The following is a 15372-nucleotide window of genomic DNA, read 5'->3' on the forward strand; positions in this document are numbered from 1 at the left end:
CGGGCGGCGCCGCGCGCAGCGAGGGCATCCGCGCCGGCGACGTGCTGGTGGCCGTGAACGACCGGCCCGTGGCGCGCGTGGAGGACTTCAAGGCCGCGCTCGCCCAACTGCCGGCCGGCCAGCCGGTGGCCCTGCTGATGATGCGAGATCGGCGGCTGACCTATGTGCCGGTGCGCACCGAGCCGGCGGTTCCGCTGCGTCCGTGACGGCGCGCCGCCTCGTCAGGCGGCCGGCTCCGGCGCCGGCTGGGCGCCCAGCGCCTTGGTCACCGCCACCAGCCCCAGCGCCAGGCGCGCATTGCTTTCCGTATGCGCACGCTGCGCCTGCAGCAAGGTGCGCTGCGCATCCAGCGCCACCAGGAAGTCGGTCATGCCGTGCTGATAGCGCACCCGGGCCAGCTCCCAGGCATCGCGGCTGGCGACTTCCATGGCGGCGAGTTGCGCGTTGCGCTGGCGCTCGGCGGTGTAGCTGCTCAGCGCATCGTCGATTTCGTGCCATGCCTTCAGCACGGTCTGCTGGTAGGCCACCGCGGCTTCCTGCTGCTGCAGCTTGCGCAGCGTGACGGTGGCGCGCCGGCGTCCGCCGTCGAAGATGGGCAATTGCAGGCTGGGGCCGATCGACCATTCGCGGCTGCCCCACTCGCCGAAGGTGCTTGCATCGACCGACTGGAAGCCGAAGCTCGCGCCGATGGTGATGCGCGGGTACAGGTCCGCCACCGCCACGCCAATGCCGGCGGTGGCCGCATGCAGCTGGGCCTGCGCGCGCTGGATGTCCGGGCGGCGCAGCGCCACTTCGGACGGCAGGCCCAGCGACAGGTCGGGCAAGGGCCCGGTCTGCGCGGGCCCGGGCGCCAGTTCCGCGGCCAGCGCGCCGGGGCGCTCGCCCACCAGCAGGGTGATCTGGTTCGTGGCCTGCGCCTCCTGGGCCAGCAGCTGAGGCAGGCGCGCGCGCACATCGGCCAGCTGCGCATCCTGGCGGCTCAGGTCCAGGCCGTTGGTGAGGCCGCCCAGGGTGCGGGCCAGCACCAGCGACCGCGTCTCCTCGCCGGCCCGGATGTCGTCGCGGGCGATGCGGATCTGTTCCTGCGACGAGCGCAGCTCGAAGTAGCGCCTCGCCACCTCGGCCTGCACGCTCAGCTGCACCTGCGCGAGCAAGGCCTGCGAGGCGGCCTCGTCCGCGTCCGACGCCTCGATGGATCGGCGCACGCGGCCCCACAGGTCCAGTTCCCACGATGCGTCGAAGCCCAGCTGGTACATGTTGTGCACCTCGCTGAGCACCTTGACGATCTGGTCCTTCTGCGCGGGGTTGATGGCGCCGATGACGCGGGCAAAGTCGCCGTCCTCGCTTTCGCGCAGGCGCACCGCCGAGCCGCTGACGCCCACCTGCGGCAGGCCTTGCGATCGCACCGCCGTGCCTTGTGCGCGGCTCTGGGCAAAGCGCAGCGCCGCGGTCTGCAGGTCGGGGTTGGCTTTCAGGGCCCGGGCCTGCAACTGCTCGAGCACCGGATCGCCGAAGGACTGCCAGTTGATCGGCGACGCGGCCGCGCTGGCCGACCTTGCCGCCAGTTCGCTCGCGCCGCCGTGCCAGGTGCTGAAATCAGCCGGCGCTTCATTGGCCGGCGCCTGGAAGTCGGGGCCGACGGCGCAGCCGGCCAGCCAGGCGCACACGGCCAAAGCCGCAAGGGCCGGGCGATGAAGATGCAGGGGTGAAGCCATGGCGGACCTCTTCGTTTCTTTCGCGGTTCAGACAAGACGGTGGCGGAAGAGCCACGTGGCCAGCGGCAGTGTCACCGCCGCAATCACGGTCAGCGGCACCAGGTTGAGCCACACCGTGCCGAAGCCCACCCCCTCCAGGTACACGCGCTGCACCAGGTCGATGGCAAAGCGCAGCGGGTTGATCCAGGTGGCGATCTGCAGCACCTCGGGCATGTTGCTCACCGGCGTGGTCAGGCCCGAGAGCAGCATCATCGGCATGATCAGCACGAAGGTGTAGAGCATGGCCTGCTGCATGTTGGCCGACACCGCCGAAATCGACAGGCCGATGCCCACGCTGGCCACCGTGAAGAACACCAGCCCCGCATACAGCGTGAAGAGCGAGCCCGCCATGGGAATGCGAAACCACAGCGTGCACACCAGCAGGATGAGCGTGGACTGCACCAGCCCCACCAGCACCGGCGGAATGGCCTTGCCGATCATGATCTGGGTGGGCGTGAGCGGCGTGACGAGCAGCTGGTCGAAGGTGCCCTGCTCCCGCTCGCGCGCCACCGAGAGGGCCGTGAGCAGCAGCGTCTGCAGCATGCTCAGCGCCGCCACCAGGCCGGGCATGAAGTTCCAGCGCGTTTCCAGGTTGGGGTTGAACCAGGCGCGCGACTCCACCCGCAGCGGCGGCGCGGCGCCGCCATGGCGCAGGCTCCATTGCGCATTGAAGCCGTTCACCACCTCGGTCACGTAGCCGACCGCCGCGCCGGCCGTGGTGGAGTTGCGCGCATCCACGATCACCTGCACCGGCGCGGCCTCGCCGGCCATCAGCTGCTGCTCGAAGCGCGGGCCGATGTGCAGCACCAGCAGCACCTTCTGCGTGTCGACCGGCGCGGCAATGTCGGCGGGCGAGCGCAGCGTCATGGCGCGGCGGAACACGCCGCCGCCTTCGAGCCTGGCGACCAGCTCCCGCGCCGCGGCGCCGCGGCTCTGGTCGAGCAAGGCGTAGTCCACCCGCTGCAGGTCGTAGGTGGCGGCGTAGCCGAAGATCAGGCTCTGCATGATGGCCGGCGCCACCAGAATGACACGGCTCGCCGGGTCCTTGAGGATGGCGAGCAGCTCCTTGCGGCACAGCTGCAGCACGCGAAGGAGGTAGTCGGTGATTGGGCCGATCATGTTTTCAGTGCAGGCGCTTGCGGGTGACCAGGCGTGCCACGCACAGCAGGCCCACCGCATAGCCCATGAGGATCAGGCAGTTCTTGATGACCAGCGGCCAGATGTTGCCGGCCAGGAAGAGCGCGCGGATCAGCTCCATGAAATAGGTGGCCGGCAGGATGTGGCCGATGACGCTCACCACCCACGGCACGTTGCGCAGGTCGAACAAGAAGCCCGACAGCAGCAGCGCCGGCAGGAAGCTCGACAGCAGCGCCACCTGGCTGGCCAGGAACTGGTTGCGGGTGACGGACGAAATCACCAGCCCGATGCCCACCGCCACGACCAGGTACAGCATGGAGGCGAACACCAGCAGCAGCAGCGAGCCGGCCATGGGCACTTCGAACAGGAAGCGCGCCGCCGCCAGGCACAGCGCGAGACCCACCATGCCGATGCCGAAGTACGGAATGATCTTGGCGATGAGGATCTCGGCCGGGCGCACCGGCGTGACGAACAGCGCCTCCAGCGTGCCGCGCTCCCACTCGCGCGCCATGACCAGCGCGGTCAGAAAGGCGCCCACCAGCGTCATGATCAACACCACCAGCCCCGGCACCAGGTACCAGGTGCTGTTGTTGGCGCTGTTGAACCACAGGCGCGGCTCCAGGCTGACCGAGCCGGCGCCGCTCGCCACGGGCAAGCTCGCCGCCCCGCCCGCCCGGTCGGCCATGCGCTGCACGTTGCCGCCCAGCGCCGCGCCGGCATAGCGCAGGACGGTGTTGGCCTTGTTCGCGTCGGCGCCGTTCACCACGATCTGGATGCGCGCGTCGCCCGCCGCCAGCCGGCTGGAGAAGTCGCCCGGCACGCGCACGATGCCGTCGACCTTGTGGGCCTGCAGCAGCGCTTGCGCTTCCTTCATCGAGACCATGGGCACCGGCGAGATATAGGGCGTGAGCGACAGGCCCGCCACCGCCTGCGTGGCGGTGGGCGAGCTGTCTTCCATCACCACCGCGAGCGGCGCGTTCTTCACGTCCAGCGACAGGCCGTAGCCGAACAGCAGGATGAGCAATATGGGCAGCAGGATGCCGATGGCCAAGCTGCTCGGGTCGCGCAGCAGCTGGCGCGTCTCCTTGCGGGTGAGCGCCGCCAGCCGTGCAAGCGCATGCGACTGCGTGGCGGGGGCCTGGGCATCGGTGGTCATGCAGAAGCCCCCTGCCCCACGCCCTGGGCCCGCGCCTGGCTCACGATGCCGATGAAGGCATCCTCCATGTTGGGCCGCCGCCCCGGCGTGGGCTGCGCCCGCGCGCGCACTTCCTGCGGCGTGCCGATGGCCAGCAGCTTGCCGGCGTCCTGGATCACGATGCGGTCGCAGTATTCCGCCTCTTCCATGAAGTGCGTGGTGATGATGATGGTGACGCCCGCCGCCGCCAGCGCGGTGATGCGCCGCCAGAACTCGCGCCGCGCCAGCGCGTCGGTGCCGCTGGTGGGTTCGTCCAGGAACAGGATCTCGGGCTCGTGCAGCAGGCCGGTGGCCATGGCCAGGCGCTGCTTGAAGCCGCCGGGCAGCTGGCCGCTGGTGGCGTCTTCCTGGCCGGCCAGGTCGAATTCGCCCAGCACCGCGCGCACGCGGCTGCGCAGCTTCTCGCCGCGCAGGCCGTAGGCGCTGCCGAAGAAGGCCAGGTTCTCGGCCACCGTCAGGTTGCCGTACAGCGCGAACTTCTGCGACACGTAGCCGATGCGGCTGCGCGCCTGCGCCCGCGCATGCCGCAGGTTGACGCCCGCCACCTGCAGGAAGCCGCTGCTGGCCGGCAGCAGGCCGCACAGCATGCGGAAGGTGGTGGTCTTGCCCGCGCCGTTGGGGCCCAGCAGCCCGAAGATCTCGCCGCGCCGCACCTGGAAGCTGGTGCTGGCCACGGCGGTGAAATCGCCGAAGCGGCGCACCAGGTCGCGCACTTCGATCACGACCTCATCGGACGCTGCGGCAGGCGGTGCGCCCGCCACGGACGCTGCCGTCTGCGAGCCTTGCTGCGCAGCCTGCCCGCGCAGCAGCACCATGAAGCCGTCCTCCAGCCGCGCCGGCACGGGCTCGGCCGGTGCGCCCTGCAGCAGCGCATCGAGCACGGCAGCGTCGGCCTGCGGCTGGCGGATGAAGCGCACGTCGCCGCCCTCCGGCACGGCGTCGATCACCGACGAGGGATCGTCCAGCAGCCGCGCCTGCAGTGTGCGTGCCGGCATGCCTTCGGGCGCCCTGGCCACGAAGCACAAGCCATCGGCGCGTGCGCGAAGGTCCGCCGGCGGCCCCTGCGCCAGCAGCCGGCCTTCGTGCATGACGAAGACCTGCGCGCAGCGCTCGGCCTCGTCGAGGTAGGCGGTGCTGACGATCACGCTCAGCCGCTCCTCGCGCACCAGTTGCTCCACGATCTGCCACAGCTCGCGGCGCGAGAGCGGATCGACGCCCACGGTCGGCTCGTCCAGCAGCAGCAGTTGCGGCGAGCGCACCAGGGTGCAGGCCAGCCCCAGCTTCTGCTTCATGCCGCCCGAGAGCTTGCCGGCCGGGCGCGTGGTGAAGCGCCCGAGGTCGGTCATCTCCAGCAGGCGCGCATAGCGCTCGCGGCGCATGGCGGCCGGCACGCCGTGCAGGTCGGCGTACAGGTCGAGGTTCTCCTGCACGCTCAGGTCTTCGTACAGGCCGAAGCGCTGGGGCATGTAGCTGATGCGGTCCTGCACGGCCTGCGGCTCACGCGCCACGTCGATGCCCAGCACCTGCAGCGCGCCTTCGTCGGGGCGCAGCAGGCCGCACGCCAGGCGCAGCAGCGTGGTCTTGCCCGCGCCGTCGGGCCCGACGAAGGCGCTGAGCGCGCCCGCCGGCACGGACAGGCTCACGTCCTGCAGCGCCATGACCGGCGCGGCCTTGCCCTTGACCGCGAAACGCTTGTGCAGCCCCTGGGCGACGAGCGCGGGCGAATCGCTCATGGACGGTTGTCCGCCTTGGCCTGCCTGGGCTGCTGCTGTTGCTGCGGCTCGAGCGCGATCCGCACCGTGGCCGGCATGCCCAGGCGCAGCCGGTCGGCGCTGTCGTCGGCCAGCACGCGCACCTCGTACACCAGGCTGCTGCGCAGGTCCTCGGTCTGCACCGTCTTGGGCGTGAACTCGGCCACCGACGAGATGTAGCCGATGCGGCCGTTCAGCGGCTGGCCGGGATGGCTGTCGGTGACCAGCGTGGCCGCCATGCCCGCGCGGATGCGCCCCAGGTCGGGCTCGGGCACATAGGCCCGCACCCACTTGGGGTTGGTGACGGCCAGCGTGTAGACGGGGCGCTGCGGCGACGCCATGTCGCCCGGCTCCATCAGGCGGGCGCGCACCACGGCGTCGATGGGTGCCTTCAAGGTCGACTCGGCCACCTGGTGCTCCAGCACGGCCAGCGCCGCGCGTGCGGAGTCGAGCTGGGCCTGCGCCTGCGCGATGTCTTCTTTGCGCGGGCCGGTCACCACCAGCTGCTGCGCCTTGCGGGCATTGTCCAGCTGCGCCTGCGCCACCTTGAGCCGGGCCTGGGCCGCGTCCATGTCCTGCTGGCTCACCCCGCGCCCGCCGGTGCTCTGGCCGATGCCCTGCAGACGCTCCACCTGCTGCCGGGCCAGCCGGGCATCGGCCTCGGCAGCGGCCACCTGCGCGCGAGACTGGCCGATTTCCTCGGGGCGGCTACCGGTCTGCAGCCGCGCCAGTGCCTGCTGCGCCACGGCGATCTGCGCGCGCGACTGGTCGGCGCGCAGCTGCAGGCTCTTCACGTCGAGTTCGCCCAGCACCTGGCCGGCCTTGACGTGGTCGCCCTCCTCCACCATCAGCCGCGCGATGCGCTCGCTGCCGTTGAAGGCCAGCGACACCTGGCGCAGGTCGACGTTGCCGTACAGCACCAGCTCGCTGCGCGATGCGGGCTCGCGCTGCAGCCACCAGGCCAGCGCGGCGCCACCCGCGAGCAGAACGACGGCGGCGGCGATCAGGGGCTTCTTGTTCATGGCGGAAGAAGGATGAACGGTTGTGGACCGGCTGGCGAACTTGTAGACTGCATGATATTAAATTTGAATTCAAATTCAAATAGATTTCTGCGAACCACCGCATGAAGCGAACGCCACCCAGGAAGACCACGGCGCGAACCGGCAAGCAAGACGGTGCCGCGGCGCCAGCGCGCACGCCGCGCCCCGGCGGCCAGGCCACGCGCCAGCTGCTGCTGGAAACAGCCGGCAAGCTCTTTGCCGAGCGCGGCCCCGCCGAAGCCACCACCAAGGAAATCGCCCGCCGCGCGGGCACGCCCATGGCGTCCATCAACTACCACTTCGGCAGCCGCGAAGGCTTGTACGAGGCCGTGCTGATCGAGGCGCACAAGCAGATCGTCGACCTGGACGAACTGCTTGCCGTCACCCAGGATGCCAACGCCAGCCCGCACGACAGGCTGCGCGCGGTGCTGGGCAATGTGCTGCACCTGTCGGCCACGCGCGATGCGCCCTGGGGCCATCGGGTGATGGTGCGCGAGGTGCTCTCGCCTTCGGCCATGCTGCCGGCCATGGTCGAGAAGGCGGTGCGGCCCAAGGCCGCCGCCATGCGTGCGCTCATGGGCCAGGTGCTGGGCCTGCCCGACGACCACCCGGCCGTGCAGCGCGCGGTGGCCTTCGTGGTGCTGCCGGCCATCGTGCTGATGGTGGCGCCGCGCGAAGGGCCTGAGCGCGTGCTGCCGGCGCTGGTGCAGGACCCGGCGGGCTTGCATGAGGACCTGGTGCGCTACGTGATGGGCGGGTTGGCAGCGTTGGCTGCTGCGCATCGGCCATCCAAGAAGCCTTCAGGAACGCCTGCCAAAGCCGGCGCAAGGGCACCGGCCAAGACAACGCGAAGCACCGCCAGCCGCCGCGCCGGCGCTTGAAATCCGGGCCCTTCACGTCCCGGATTGCGGTACCTCACAACAGCCACAATCGATGGCTGTCCAGGATATGCCGCCCATGCTTTTTCCCGCCGATCCCGCGCTTCCATCCACTCGCCGAATCCATTGCCGCAAGGTCGGCGCGTGAGCACCGCCAGCGCGCATCGCAGCGCGGCCTCTCCTCTCACCGGCATCGACCTGGCTTCGGCCCTGGGCGTGGTGGTCATCTGGGGCCTGAACTTCGTGGCCATGAAGTTCTCGCTGCGCGACTTCACGCCCTTCCAGCTGGGCGCCGCGCGCTACGTGTTCGCGGCCTTTCCGCTGGTGCTGTTCATCAAGCGGCCGAATCTGCCGGTGCGCTGGCTGGTGTACTACGGCCTGGCGCAGGGCGTGGGCCAGTTCGGCCTGCTGTTCACCGCCTTGCAGGCGGGCATGACGGCGGCGCTGGCGTCGGTGGTGATGCAGACCCAGGTTTTCTTCACAGCGCTGCTGGGCGTGGCCCTGCTGGGCGAGCGCATCGGCGGCCCCTTGCGTGCGGGCCTGTCGCTGGCGGCGCTGGGCCTGGGCTGCTTCGCGCTCAACTACGTGCTGGGCAGCGGCGGCGCCACCACCGCGGTGGGCCTGGCGCTCAATCTGGGCGCGGCGGCCATGTGGGCCAGCTCGAACATCGTGGCGCGCAAGGCGCAGCAGGCGCACCCGGGCTTCGACGCGCTGCAGTTCGTGGTGTGGAGCAGCCTGGTGCCCATCGTGCCCTTCATCGCCCTCAGCCTCCTGTTCGATCCGCCCGAGGCCCGCTGGCAATGGCTGCAGGCCAGCGCCGGCGCCTGGGCCGGCGTGGCCTACCTGGCCTGGCTGGCCACCCTGCTGGCCTACGCGATGTGGACGGGCCTCTTCCAGCGCCACCCCGCCAACCGCGTCGCGCCCTTCAGCCTGGGCGTGCCGCTGGTCGGGCTGGCCGCTGGCATGGGCCTGCTGGGCGAGCGCATCGGCGCCTGGCAATGGGCTGGCATCGGCTTCGTGGCGGCGGCGCTGCTGGCGGTGATGTTCGGCGGGCGCTGGATGCGCCGCGGCTGAACCGGCCTTCGGCGCCAGGTCAGCGCACGATCAGCACCGGCACCTTGCAGGCGGCCAGCACCTGCGTGGCCACCGAGCCCAGCACCAGGCTCTTGAGCGCGTTGTGGCCGTGCGAGCCCATCACCACCAGGTCGAAGTTCTCGCTCTCGGCCAGCGTGGCGATCTCGGCGGCCGGCTGGCCGACCCGGTAGATGCAATCGGCCTGCACGCCATGGTCGGTCAGCAGCTGGCGGATCGGGTCGAGCACCGCGTTGGCCTCTTCGGCGTAGTAGTCGCGCGCCGCGTCCACACCCACCAGGGCAATGGCGCGCAGCGACACCTGCGGCACCGTGTAGGCGGCAGTGAACGTGCTGTCGCCAAAGCTCTTCGAATGGCTGGTCATGTAGTCCAGCATGCGGCGGCTGTATTCGCTGCCGTCGACGGCAAGGAGGATTTTCATGGGGCGCATGTTAAGCGCCCATCGGCTTCAGCGGTGCGCCAACGCGGCAATCAGCAGCTCGGCCACCTTGGCGGAAGACTGCGGGTTCTGGCCGGTGATCAACTGGCCGTCCTGGATCGCGAAGGGTTGCCAGTTGGCCGCCTTCTCGAACTTGCCGCCCAGCTCGCGCAGGCGGCTTTCCAGCAGGAACGGCACCACCTTCTGGAAGCCGGCCTCCGCCTCCTCGGAGTCGGTGAAGGAGTTGACGCGCAGGCCCTTCACGATGGACTGGCCGTCCGGACGCTTGGCCGCAACCAAGCCGGCTGCGCCGTGGCACACGGAGGCGATCAGCTTGCCGGCGGCGAAGGCGCGCTCCACGGCCCGGGTGACGCCGGCATCGCCCGGCAGGTCCCACATGGTGCCGTGGCCACCGGGGAAGAAAACCGCGTCGAACTGTGCGCCGTCGAAGTCCGAGGCCTTCGGCAGGTTCTGGATGCGATTTTGCAGCTGTGCATCGGCCAGGAAGCGCTCGACGACCGCGTCGTTCTCTCCCTTGGGCTTCACGCTGTGCGGGTCGATGGGCGTGGCGCCGCCAGCCGGCGAGGCCAGCGTGAGCTCTGCACCCGCCTCGGTGAGCGCGTAGTACGGCACGGCCAGCTCTTCGGCCCAGAGGCCGGTCTGGCCCCCTGTGTCGCCCATGCGGGCGTTGCTGGTGAGGATCATCAGGATACGGGGCTTCATGTGCTTTCCTTCTTTCGGTGGATGCGTCGGTGCGACGCGATGGACCCAACTTTATTGATGCTCTTCTGGTCGATAAACTGGCCGCATGGAACTTCTTTAATTACCTGGAAGAACAAATGTCCCGCGCATTCGACCCCGTGCAACTTGGCAGCATCGAACTTTTCTGCAAGGCGGCGGAACTGGGCAGCTTCACCGCGGCGGCCGAATCGCTGGGCATCACGCCGGCCTCGGTCAGCCGCTCCATCGGCCGGCTGGAAGACCGGCTCGGCGTGCGCCTGTTCACACGCACCACGCGCAGCGTGCGCCTGACCAGCGACGGCGAGCTTTACAAGGCGCAGTGCCAGCAGGCGCTGGACCAGATCGCCGAGGCTGAACGCGCCATCACCGGCCAGCAAAGCACGCCCAAGGGCCTGCTGCGCATCAGCGTCGGCACCGTGTACGGACAGCACAGGCTGGTGCCCTTGCTGCCCGAATTCCGGCAGGCCTATCCGCAGGTGGAGATCGAACTCAACGTCTCCAACCGCAACATCGATTTCGTGGAAGACGGCTACGACCTCGCCATCCGCCTGGGCGAGCCGCGCGACTCACGCCTGGTCGCGCGCAAGCTGGAAGACGCGAGCCTGGGCGTGTTCGCTTCGCCCGCCTACCTGCGCCGGCGCGGCAAGCCGGCGACGCTGGAAGCGCTGCGCCAGCACGACCTGATCCAGTTCGTGATGCCCAGCACCGGCCGGCCCATGCCCTGGATCTTTCGCGACGCGCAGGGCGGCGAGATCGACTTCAACTTCAAGAGCGCGCAGCGCGTGCACGAGGACGTGATGGCCGGCGTGGCCTGGGCCGCGGCGGGCGGCGGACTGTTCCAGATCTATCACTTCGCCACGCAGGATGCCGTCAAGACGGGGCAGCTGGTCGAGGTGTTGAAGAAGGCCGGCACGCGGTCCCGGCCCTTCTACGCGCTCTATCCGCAGAACCGGCATCTGTCCGCTCGCGTGCGGGCGTTCGTGGATTTTCTGGTTGCCAAGGTGGCCAGGCGCTGAACCGCCCGGCCCCCCTCAACCGCAAGCGCCCACATGCCCGCAGGACGTGCAGAAGTCGCACCCGTCCTTGCGGATCACGCTGGCATTGCCGCATTCCGGACAGCGCGCGCCGGCCATGGGCGCCAGTGAGGGCGAGTCCTCCGACGCATCGCCCGGCGTCTGCAGGATGCCCATGGGCGCCAGCGGGTAGCCGTTGGCATCGAGCACGCCCAGCATGGCGTAGCGGTGGATCATCAGCTGCGCCATGTAGGCCACGGTGGAGGGCCACACCTGCTGGCGCTGCCGGCCCGGCGACAGCCCCGGCACGAAGGCCATGAAGTGGCCCAGCGGCTCGGCGTAGTTGAGCAGCTTGCGCAGCTTCATGCCGATCCATGCGGGGTCGAGCACGCGCATGTCCAGCGAGAGGATGCGCGCCAGCCCGTCCAGCGCGCGCGGGTGGTTGCCCGACAGGCCCAGCGCGCACGGCCGGGCCACGCGGCCGCCGCGGCCATCGGGCAGCAGCACTTCCTTCAGCGTGAGCGTGAAGGCTTCGTCGCTGGCGGGGTTGTGGATGTCCACCGCCCAGGCCAGGGTGCCGTTGGGGCCGGTCTGCGGCTCCTCGCGGCTGAAGAGCGCATCGATGACGGGCGTGGCGGCGCCCTCGCCTTCGCGCCACAGGCCCAGTTGCTCACAGCGCCAGCGGATCACCGCCGCCGTGGCCGCCACCACGCCCGGGAAGCGGCGCGGTTCGCCGCTGGGGGGGAACGGCATCTCGAAGGCGCGCTCTTCCTGCACCGTGGCCAGCAGGTCCAGCTTCTGGCGCATCCAGGCCGGGTCCTTGGCGCGCAGGTCCATCGACAGGGTCTTGGCCAGCGCCCCCAGGCCGCGCGGCTGCTCGGCGCCGTTGAACCACACCTCGAAGGGCGCCATGTGCCCGTCCGACTCGGGCAATTCGCCGACGAATAGCGCGAACTCGCCAAACGGGTGGCGAATCATGAAGCTCCAGGCCGGATTGCCGGCCGGCAGATCGGGCCGGCCCGGCCAGCGCAGCGAGGCCAGCACCGGTTGCGGCGCGCGGTCCAGCAGCAGGCGCTCGTTGAGCAGGCCCGCCACGCCGGCCTCCAGCGTCATGGCCGCGGCCGGCGGCGGCGCACCGCCCGCCTGCGGCTGCGCGACCAGCACCGAGCCCAGCACCGTGTTGGGCCGGTAGGTCGACAGGCCCTTGAGGCCCGAGCGCCAGGCGCGCAGGTACAGGTCCTTGAATTCCTCGTACGGGTAGTCGACCGGCACGTTCACCGTCTTGGAGATGGAGGTGTCGATGTACGGCGCCACCGCGGCCACCATCTGCTCGTGCGCGCGCGTGCTCAGTTCCAGTGCGGTGACGAAGGCGGGCGTGAGCGGCGCATCCGGCCCCTTCATGGCGCGGTACAGGCGCCAGGCGTGGTCTTCCACCGCGAACTCCTCGAACTGCCCGTCGGCCCCGCGCTTGCGCCGGGTGTAGGTCCAGGAGAACGGCGGCTCGATGCCGTTGCTGGCGTTGTCGGCAAAGGCCAGGCTGATGGTGCCGGTGGGCGCGATGGACAGCAGGTGCGAGTTGCGCAGGCCCTTGGCGCGGATGCTCTCCTTGAGCGCCGCCGGCAGGCGCGACGCGAAGGTGCCGCGGCTGGCGAACAGGTCGGCGTTGAAGAGCGGAAAGGCGCCGCGCTCCTGCGCAAGTTCCACCGAGGCACGGTAGGCCGCGTCGCGCATGCGCTCGGCAATGCGCCGCGCCATCTCGCGCGCGGCGTCGCTGTCGTAGTGCAGGCCGAGCATCACCAGCGCATCGCCCAGGCCGGTGAAGCCCAGGCCGATGCGGCGCTTGCGGCGCGCCTCCTCTTGCTGCTCGGGCAGCGGCCACACGCTGATGTCCAGCACGTTGTCGAGCATGCGCACGGCCACCTGCACCAGCGATTCGAAGCCTTCGTCGTCGAAGGCGGCCGCGGCTTCGTCGAAGGGATGGCGCACGAAGCGCGTCAGGTCGATGGAGCCCAGGCAGCAGCAGCCGTGCGGCGGCAGCGGCTGCTCGCCGCAAGGGTTGGTGGCGGCAATGGTCTCGCAGTACGAGAGGTTGTTGTCCAGGTTGATGCGGTCCAGGAAGAGCACGCCCGGCTCCGCGTGGTCGTAGGTGGAATGCATGATCTGCTCCCACAGCTCGCGCGCGGGCAGCGTGCGGTACACCCACAGGCCGTCGGCCCGCTGGTGCGTGCCCGCCGCCGGGTAGCGCGGGCCGGGCGCGGCCCGATGCACCAGTTCCACCGGCCGGTCGTCCTGCACCGCCTGCATGAAGGCGTCGGTCAGGCCCACCGAGATATTGAAGTTGGCCAGGTCGCCGGCGTCCTTGGCGTGGATGAACTCCTCGATGTCCGGATGGTCGCAGCGCAGCACGCCCATCTGCGCGCCGCGCCGGGCGCCGGCCGACTCCACCGTTTCGCAGGACCGGTCGAACACCCGCATGTACGACACCGGCCCCGAGGCGCTGGACTGCGTGCTGGCCACCCAGGCGCCGCGCGGGCGGATGCGCGAGAAGTCGTAGCCCACGCCGCCGCCGCGCCGCATGGTCTCGGCCGCATCCTTGAGCGCCACGTAGATGCCGGGGTGGCCGTCTTCCTCGGCCGCAATCGAATCGCCCACCGGCTGCACGAAGCAGTTGATGAGCGTGGCGCTGAGCCCCGCCCCGGCGGCCGACTGGATGCGCCCGGCCGGCAGAAAGCCGGCCTGCAGCGCCTGCAGGAAGCGCGGCTCCCACTGCGCGCGCTGATCCGGCGCCTCGGCCTGGGCCAAGGCGCGGGCCACGCGGCGCTGCACGTCACCGATGCTGCGCTCGTCGCCCTTGGCGTATTTCTCGAGCAGCACCACGCGGCTGATGGGCTGCGTGTCGAGTGCGACGGGTTCGGCTGCAGCGCCGCCCTGGCGCTTCTTCGTCGTCGATGCGCGAATCGAGTCGGCCGTCATGGCGCCTGGTCAGGCGTCCAGCGGTACGCCGCCGCCGTAGCGGGCGATCCAGCCGTCCCACCATTCGCGCTGCATGGCGCCGACGGCATCCTGCCAGTCGAGCACCAGTTTCCACTGCATCTGCTGGGCCTGCAGTGACATCGACATGCCGGCCGATTGCCAGGCCAGCAGGGGCGACAGCATCAAGGTGCCGGGGTCGAGCGGCGCGGGTGCCAGCACGGGGTCCATGGACATGGTCATTCCTTTGTTGGTCGAGCCCTTCTTTTAAGCGCAGCGGCAGGCCTGGCGCAAGGATCGGCACCGTTGCTCACGCGAGCAACATCCGAACACGTACCGGCTGCGGGTTGTCCGGCTTGCGCCGTTGCGTGCGCCACACAGTGCCGAAGCTGCGGCATCAGCTACACCGGCACGGCTAATACGCAAGTAGTCATGTGAAAAATCACGTCGACAAAGGCGAGAAATAGTTCCGCATTCGCGCAAGCTTTACCGGTTTACAGGCCGTAACAAACCAACCAGACTGAGCAGGCGATCCCAAAAAGTGCCTTCTTCACATTGGGTGTCTGGGGCCAGGGAACCCACTCTTCCAGAAAGGAAACGCGCATGCCGAACCCGATCGTCATTGGCCAGGTGCTCACGCCCCAGTACTCGCCCGGCCTGGTCGCCCTGTCGTACTTCGTGTCCTTCGCCGGATCGCTCACCGCGCTGATGTGCGCAAGCCGCATGCTCAAGGCGGACGGGCGCGCCAAGTTCTCGATGCTGGCATGCGCGGCCGTGGCACTGGGCGGCATCGGCATCTGGTCGATGCACTTCATCGGGATGCTGGCCTACCAGTTGCCGGTGCGCATCGTGTACGAGCCGGTCCTGACCGGCGTATCGCTGGTCGCGGCGGTGCTGATCTCCGGCATTGCGCTGTACCTGGCGGGCGGCGCGCGCAAGTTCAACAAGCCCGGCTGGATCGCGGCGAGCATCCTGGCGGGCCTGGGTGTGTGCGTGATGCACTACATGGGCATGTACGCGATGAAGCTGCGCGCCGCGATGGAACTCGACCTGGACATCGTGGCCGTGTCGGTGGGCATTGCCATCACCGCCGCCGCGGCCGCCCTCTGGCTGGCCTTCCATACCAACAACCTGGTGCGGCAGATGATCGCGGCCGCCGTCATGGCCCTGGCGGTGTGCACCATGCACTACGTGGGCATGAGCGCGGCCACCATGATCTGCATCGCACCCACCGCCGCGAGCGGCATGACGCTGGGCGGCAGCGACCTGGTGCTGGTGGTGTTCAGCGTGGTCGGCCTGGTGCTCATCTCCATCTTCTGGCTGATCACCGACGTGGACATGACCATCAAGCGCAAGCCGCTGGTCGTGGCACGCCACGGCTGA

Annotated in this window: 14 protein-coding genes; 5 read left to right on the forward strand and 9 right to left on the reverse strand. The window is 69.7% G+C overall.

What is annotated here, in order from left to right; all coding sequences use genetic code 11:
* On the forward strand, positions 1 to 206 hold a 206-nt coding region (locus VSO01S_RS18800), incomplete at its 5' end, for a PDZ domain-containing protein (RefSeq protein WP_153305313.1).
* 15 nt (positions 207 to 221) lie between these two features.
* On the opposite strand, the gene VSO01S_RS18805 is transcribed toward VSO01S_RS18800, so the two are convergent.
* From VSO01S_RS18805 to VSO01S_RS18825, 5 genes are read right to left on the reverse strand one after another with little or no spacing between them, the layout of a single operon-like run.
* Positions 222 to 1715 (reverse strand): efflux transporter outer membrane subunit, encoded by a 1494-nt coding sequence (locus VSO01S_RS18805; protein ID WP_068644336.1) that lies wholly within the window; start codon positions 1713 to 1715, stop codon positions 222 to 224.
* A 27-nt stretch (positions 1716 to 1742) separates the two neighbouring features.
* Entirely contained in the window at positions 1743 to 2873 is a 1131-nt protein-coding gene (locus tag VSO01S_RS18810; RefSeq protein WP_174544744.1) for an ABC transporter permease, read from the reverse strand.
* A gap of 4 nt (positions 2874 to 2877) precedes the next feature.
* A complete protein-coding gene (locus VSO01S_RS18815; protein WP_068644337.1) occupies positions 2878 to 4047 on the reverse strand; it encodes an ABC transporter permease in 1170 nt (389 codons plus the stop codon).
* The gene (locus tag VSO01S_RS18820; RefSeq protein ID WP_068644338.1) at positions 4044 to 5819 is read right to left on the reverse strand and encodes an ATP-binding cassette domain-containing protein; all 1776 of its coding nucleotides are present in this window, start codon (positions 5817 to 5819) and stop codon (positions 4044 to 4046) included. The genes VSO01S_RS18815 and VSO01S_RS18820 overlap by 4 nt, the downstream gene beginning before the upstream one ends.
* The gene (locus tag VSO01S_RS18825) at positions 5816 to 6859 is read right to left on the reverse strand and encodes an HlyD family secretion protein (RefSeq protein ID WP_068644339.1); all 1044 of its coding nucleotides are present in this window, start codon (positions 6857 to 6859) and stop codon (positions 5816 to 5818) included. Before VSO01S_RS18825 ends, VSO01S_RS18820 begins: the two co-directional genes overlap by 4 nt.
* A gap of 101 nt (positions 6860 to 6960) precedes the next feature.
* On the opposite strand from VSO01S_RS18825, the gene VSO01S_RS18830 reads away from it, so the two are divergent.
* Together VSO01S_RS18830 and VSO01S_RS18835 are read left to right on the forward strand one after the other, a co-directional pair.
* Complete coding sequence (locus tag VSO01S_RS18830; protein WP_068644340.1) at positions 6961 to 7758, forward strand: TetR/AcrR family transcriptional regulator; 798 nt, start codon at positions 6961 to 6963, stop codon at positions 7756 to 7758.
* Positions 7759 to 7899: 141 nt separating this feature from the next.
* On the forward strand, positions 7900 to 8829 hold the full coding sequence (locus tag VSO01S_RS18835; RefSeq protein ID WP_068644341.1) for an EamA family transporter: 930 nt from the start codon (positions 7900 to 7902) through the stop codon (positions 8827 to 8829).
* 19 nt (positions 8830 to 8848) lie between these two features.
* Here VSO01S_RS18835 and VSO01S_RS18840 read toward each other — a convergent pair whose 3' ends face one another.
* Entirely contained in the window at positions 8849 to 9268 is a 420-nt protein-coding gene (locus VSO01S_RS18840) for a universal stress protein (RefSeq protein ID WP_068644356.1), read from the reverse strand.
* Between the two features lie 27 nt (positions 9269 to 9295).
* Positions 9296 to 9988: a type 1 glutamine amidotransferase domain-containing protein gene (locus tag VSO01S_RS18845; RefSeq protein WP_068644342.1), complete on the reverse strand. Its 693-nt coding sequence runs from the start codon at positions 9986 to 9988 to the stop codon at positions 9296 to 9298.
* A 116-nt stretch (positions 9989 to 10104) separates the two neighbouring features.
* On the opposite strand from VSO01S_RS18845, the gene VSO01S_RS18850 reads away from it, so the two are divergent.
* Positions 10105 to 11022, forward strand: a complete 918-nt coding sequence (locus VSO01S_RS18850) for a LysR family transcriptional regulator (protein ID WP_084241961.1) — start codon at positions 10105 to 10107, stop codon at positions 11020 to 11022.
* 15 nt (positions 11023 to 11037) lie between these two features.
* Here the strand turns inward: VSO01S_RS18850 and VSO01S_RS18855 are convergent, their stop codons facing one another.
* Positions 11038 to 13992: an adenosylcobalamin-dependent ribonucleoside-diphosphate reductase gene (locus tag VSO01S_RS18855; RefSeq protein WP_068644343.1), complete on the reverse strand. Its 2955-nt coding sequence runs from the start codon at positions 13990 to 13992 to the stop codon at positions 11038 to 11040.
* Between the two features lie 9 nt (positions 13993 to 14001).
* Positions 14002 to 14226: a hypothetical protein gene (locus tag VSO01S_RS18860; protein ID WP_245684250.1), complete on the reverse strand. Its 225-nt coding sequence runs from the start codon at positions 14224 to 14226 to the stop codon at positions 14002 to 14004.
* 366 nt (positions 14227 to 14592) lie between these two features.
* On the opposite strand from VSO01S_RS18860, the gene VSO01S_RS18865 reads away from it, so the two are divergent.
* The gene (locus VSO01S_RS18865) at positions 14593 to 15372 is read left to right on the forward strand and encodes an MHYT domain-containing protein (protein ID WP_068644344.1); all 780 of its coding nucleotides are present in this window, start codon (positions 14593 to 14595) and stop codon (positions 15370 to 15372) included.

The sequence above is a fragment of the Variovorax soli NBRC 106424 genome (assembly GCF_001591385.1).
Classification (GTDB): domain Bacteria; phylum Pseudomonadota; class Gammaproteobacteria; order Burkholderiales; family Burkholderiaceae_C; genus Variovorax; species Variovorax soli.

What these genes read in the sequence shown, in the direction of transcription:
- VSO01S_RS18805 (WP_068644336.1), bottom strand. Translation starts at nt 1,715, where the DNA reads ATGGCTTCACCCCTGCATCTTCATCGCCCGGCCCTTGCGGCTTTGGCC.
- VSO01S_RS18810 (WP_174544744.1), bottom strand. Translation starts at nt 2,873, where the DNA reads ATGATCGGCCCAATCACCGACTACCTCCTTCGCGTGCTGCAGCTGTGC.
- VSO01S_RS18815 (WP_068644337.1), bottom strand. Translation starts at nt 4,047, where the DNA reads ATGACCACCGATGCCCAGGCCCCCGCCACGCAGTCGCATGCGCTTGCA.
- VSO01S_RS18820 (WP_068644338.1), bottom strand. Translation starts at nt 5,819, where the DNA reads ATGAGCGATTCGCCCGCGCTCGTCGCCCAGGGGCTGCACAAGCGTTTC.
- VSO01S_RS18825 (WP_068644339.1), bottom strand. Translation starts at nt 6,859, where the DNA reads ATGAACAAGAAGCCCCTGATCGCCGCCGCCGTCGTTCTGCTCGCGGGT.
- VSO01S_RS18830 (WP_068644340.1), top strand. Translation starts at nt 6,961, where the DNA reads ATGAAGCGAACGCCACCCAGGAAGACCACGGCGCGAACCGGCAAGCAA.
- VSO01S_RS18840 (WP_068644356.1), bottom strand. Translation starts at nt 9,268, where the DNA reads ATGAAAATCCTCCTTGCCGTCGACGGCAGCGAATACAGCCGCCGCATG.
- VSO01S_RS18845 (WP_068644342.1), bottom strand. Translation starts at nt 9,988, where the DNA reads ATGAAGCCCCGTATCCTGATGATCCTCACCAGCAACGCCCGCATGGGC.
- VSO01S_RS18850 (WP_084241961.1), top strand. Translation starts at nt 10,105, where the DNA reads ATGTCCCGCGCATTCGACCCCGTGCAACTTGGCAGCATCGAACTTTTC.
- VSO01S_RS18855 (WP_068644343.1), bottom strand. Translation starts at nt 13,992, where the DNA reads ATGACGGCCGACTCGATTCGCGCATCGACGACGAAGAAGCGCCAGGGC.
- VSO01S_RS18860 (WP_245684250.1), bottom strand. Translation starts at nt 14,226, where the DNA reads ATGTCCATGGACCCCGTGCTGGCACCCGCGCCGCTCGACCCCGGCACC.
- VSO01S_RS18865 (WP_068644344.1), top strand. Translation starts at nt 14,593, where the DNA reads ATGCCGAACCCGATCGTCATTGGCCAGGTGCTCACGCCCCAGTACTCG.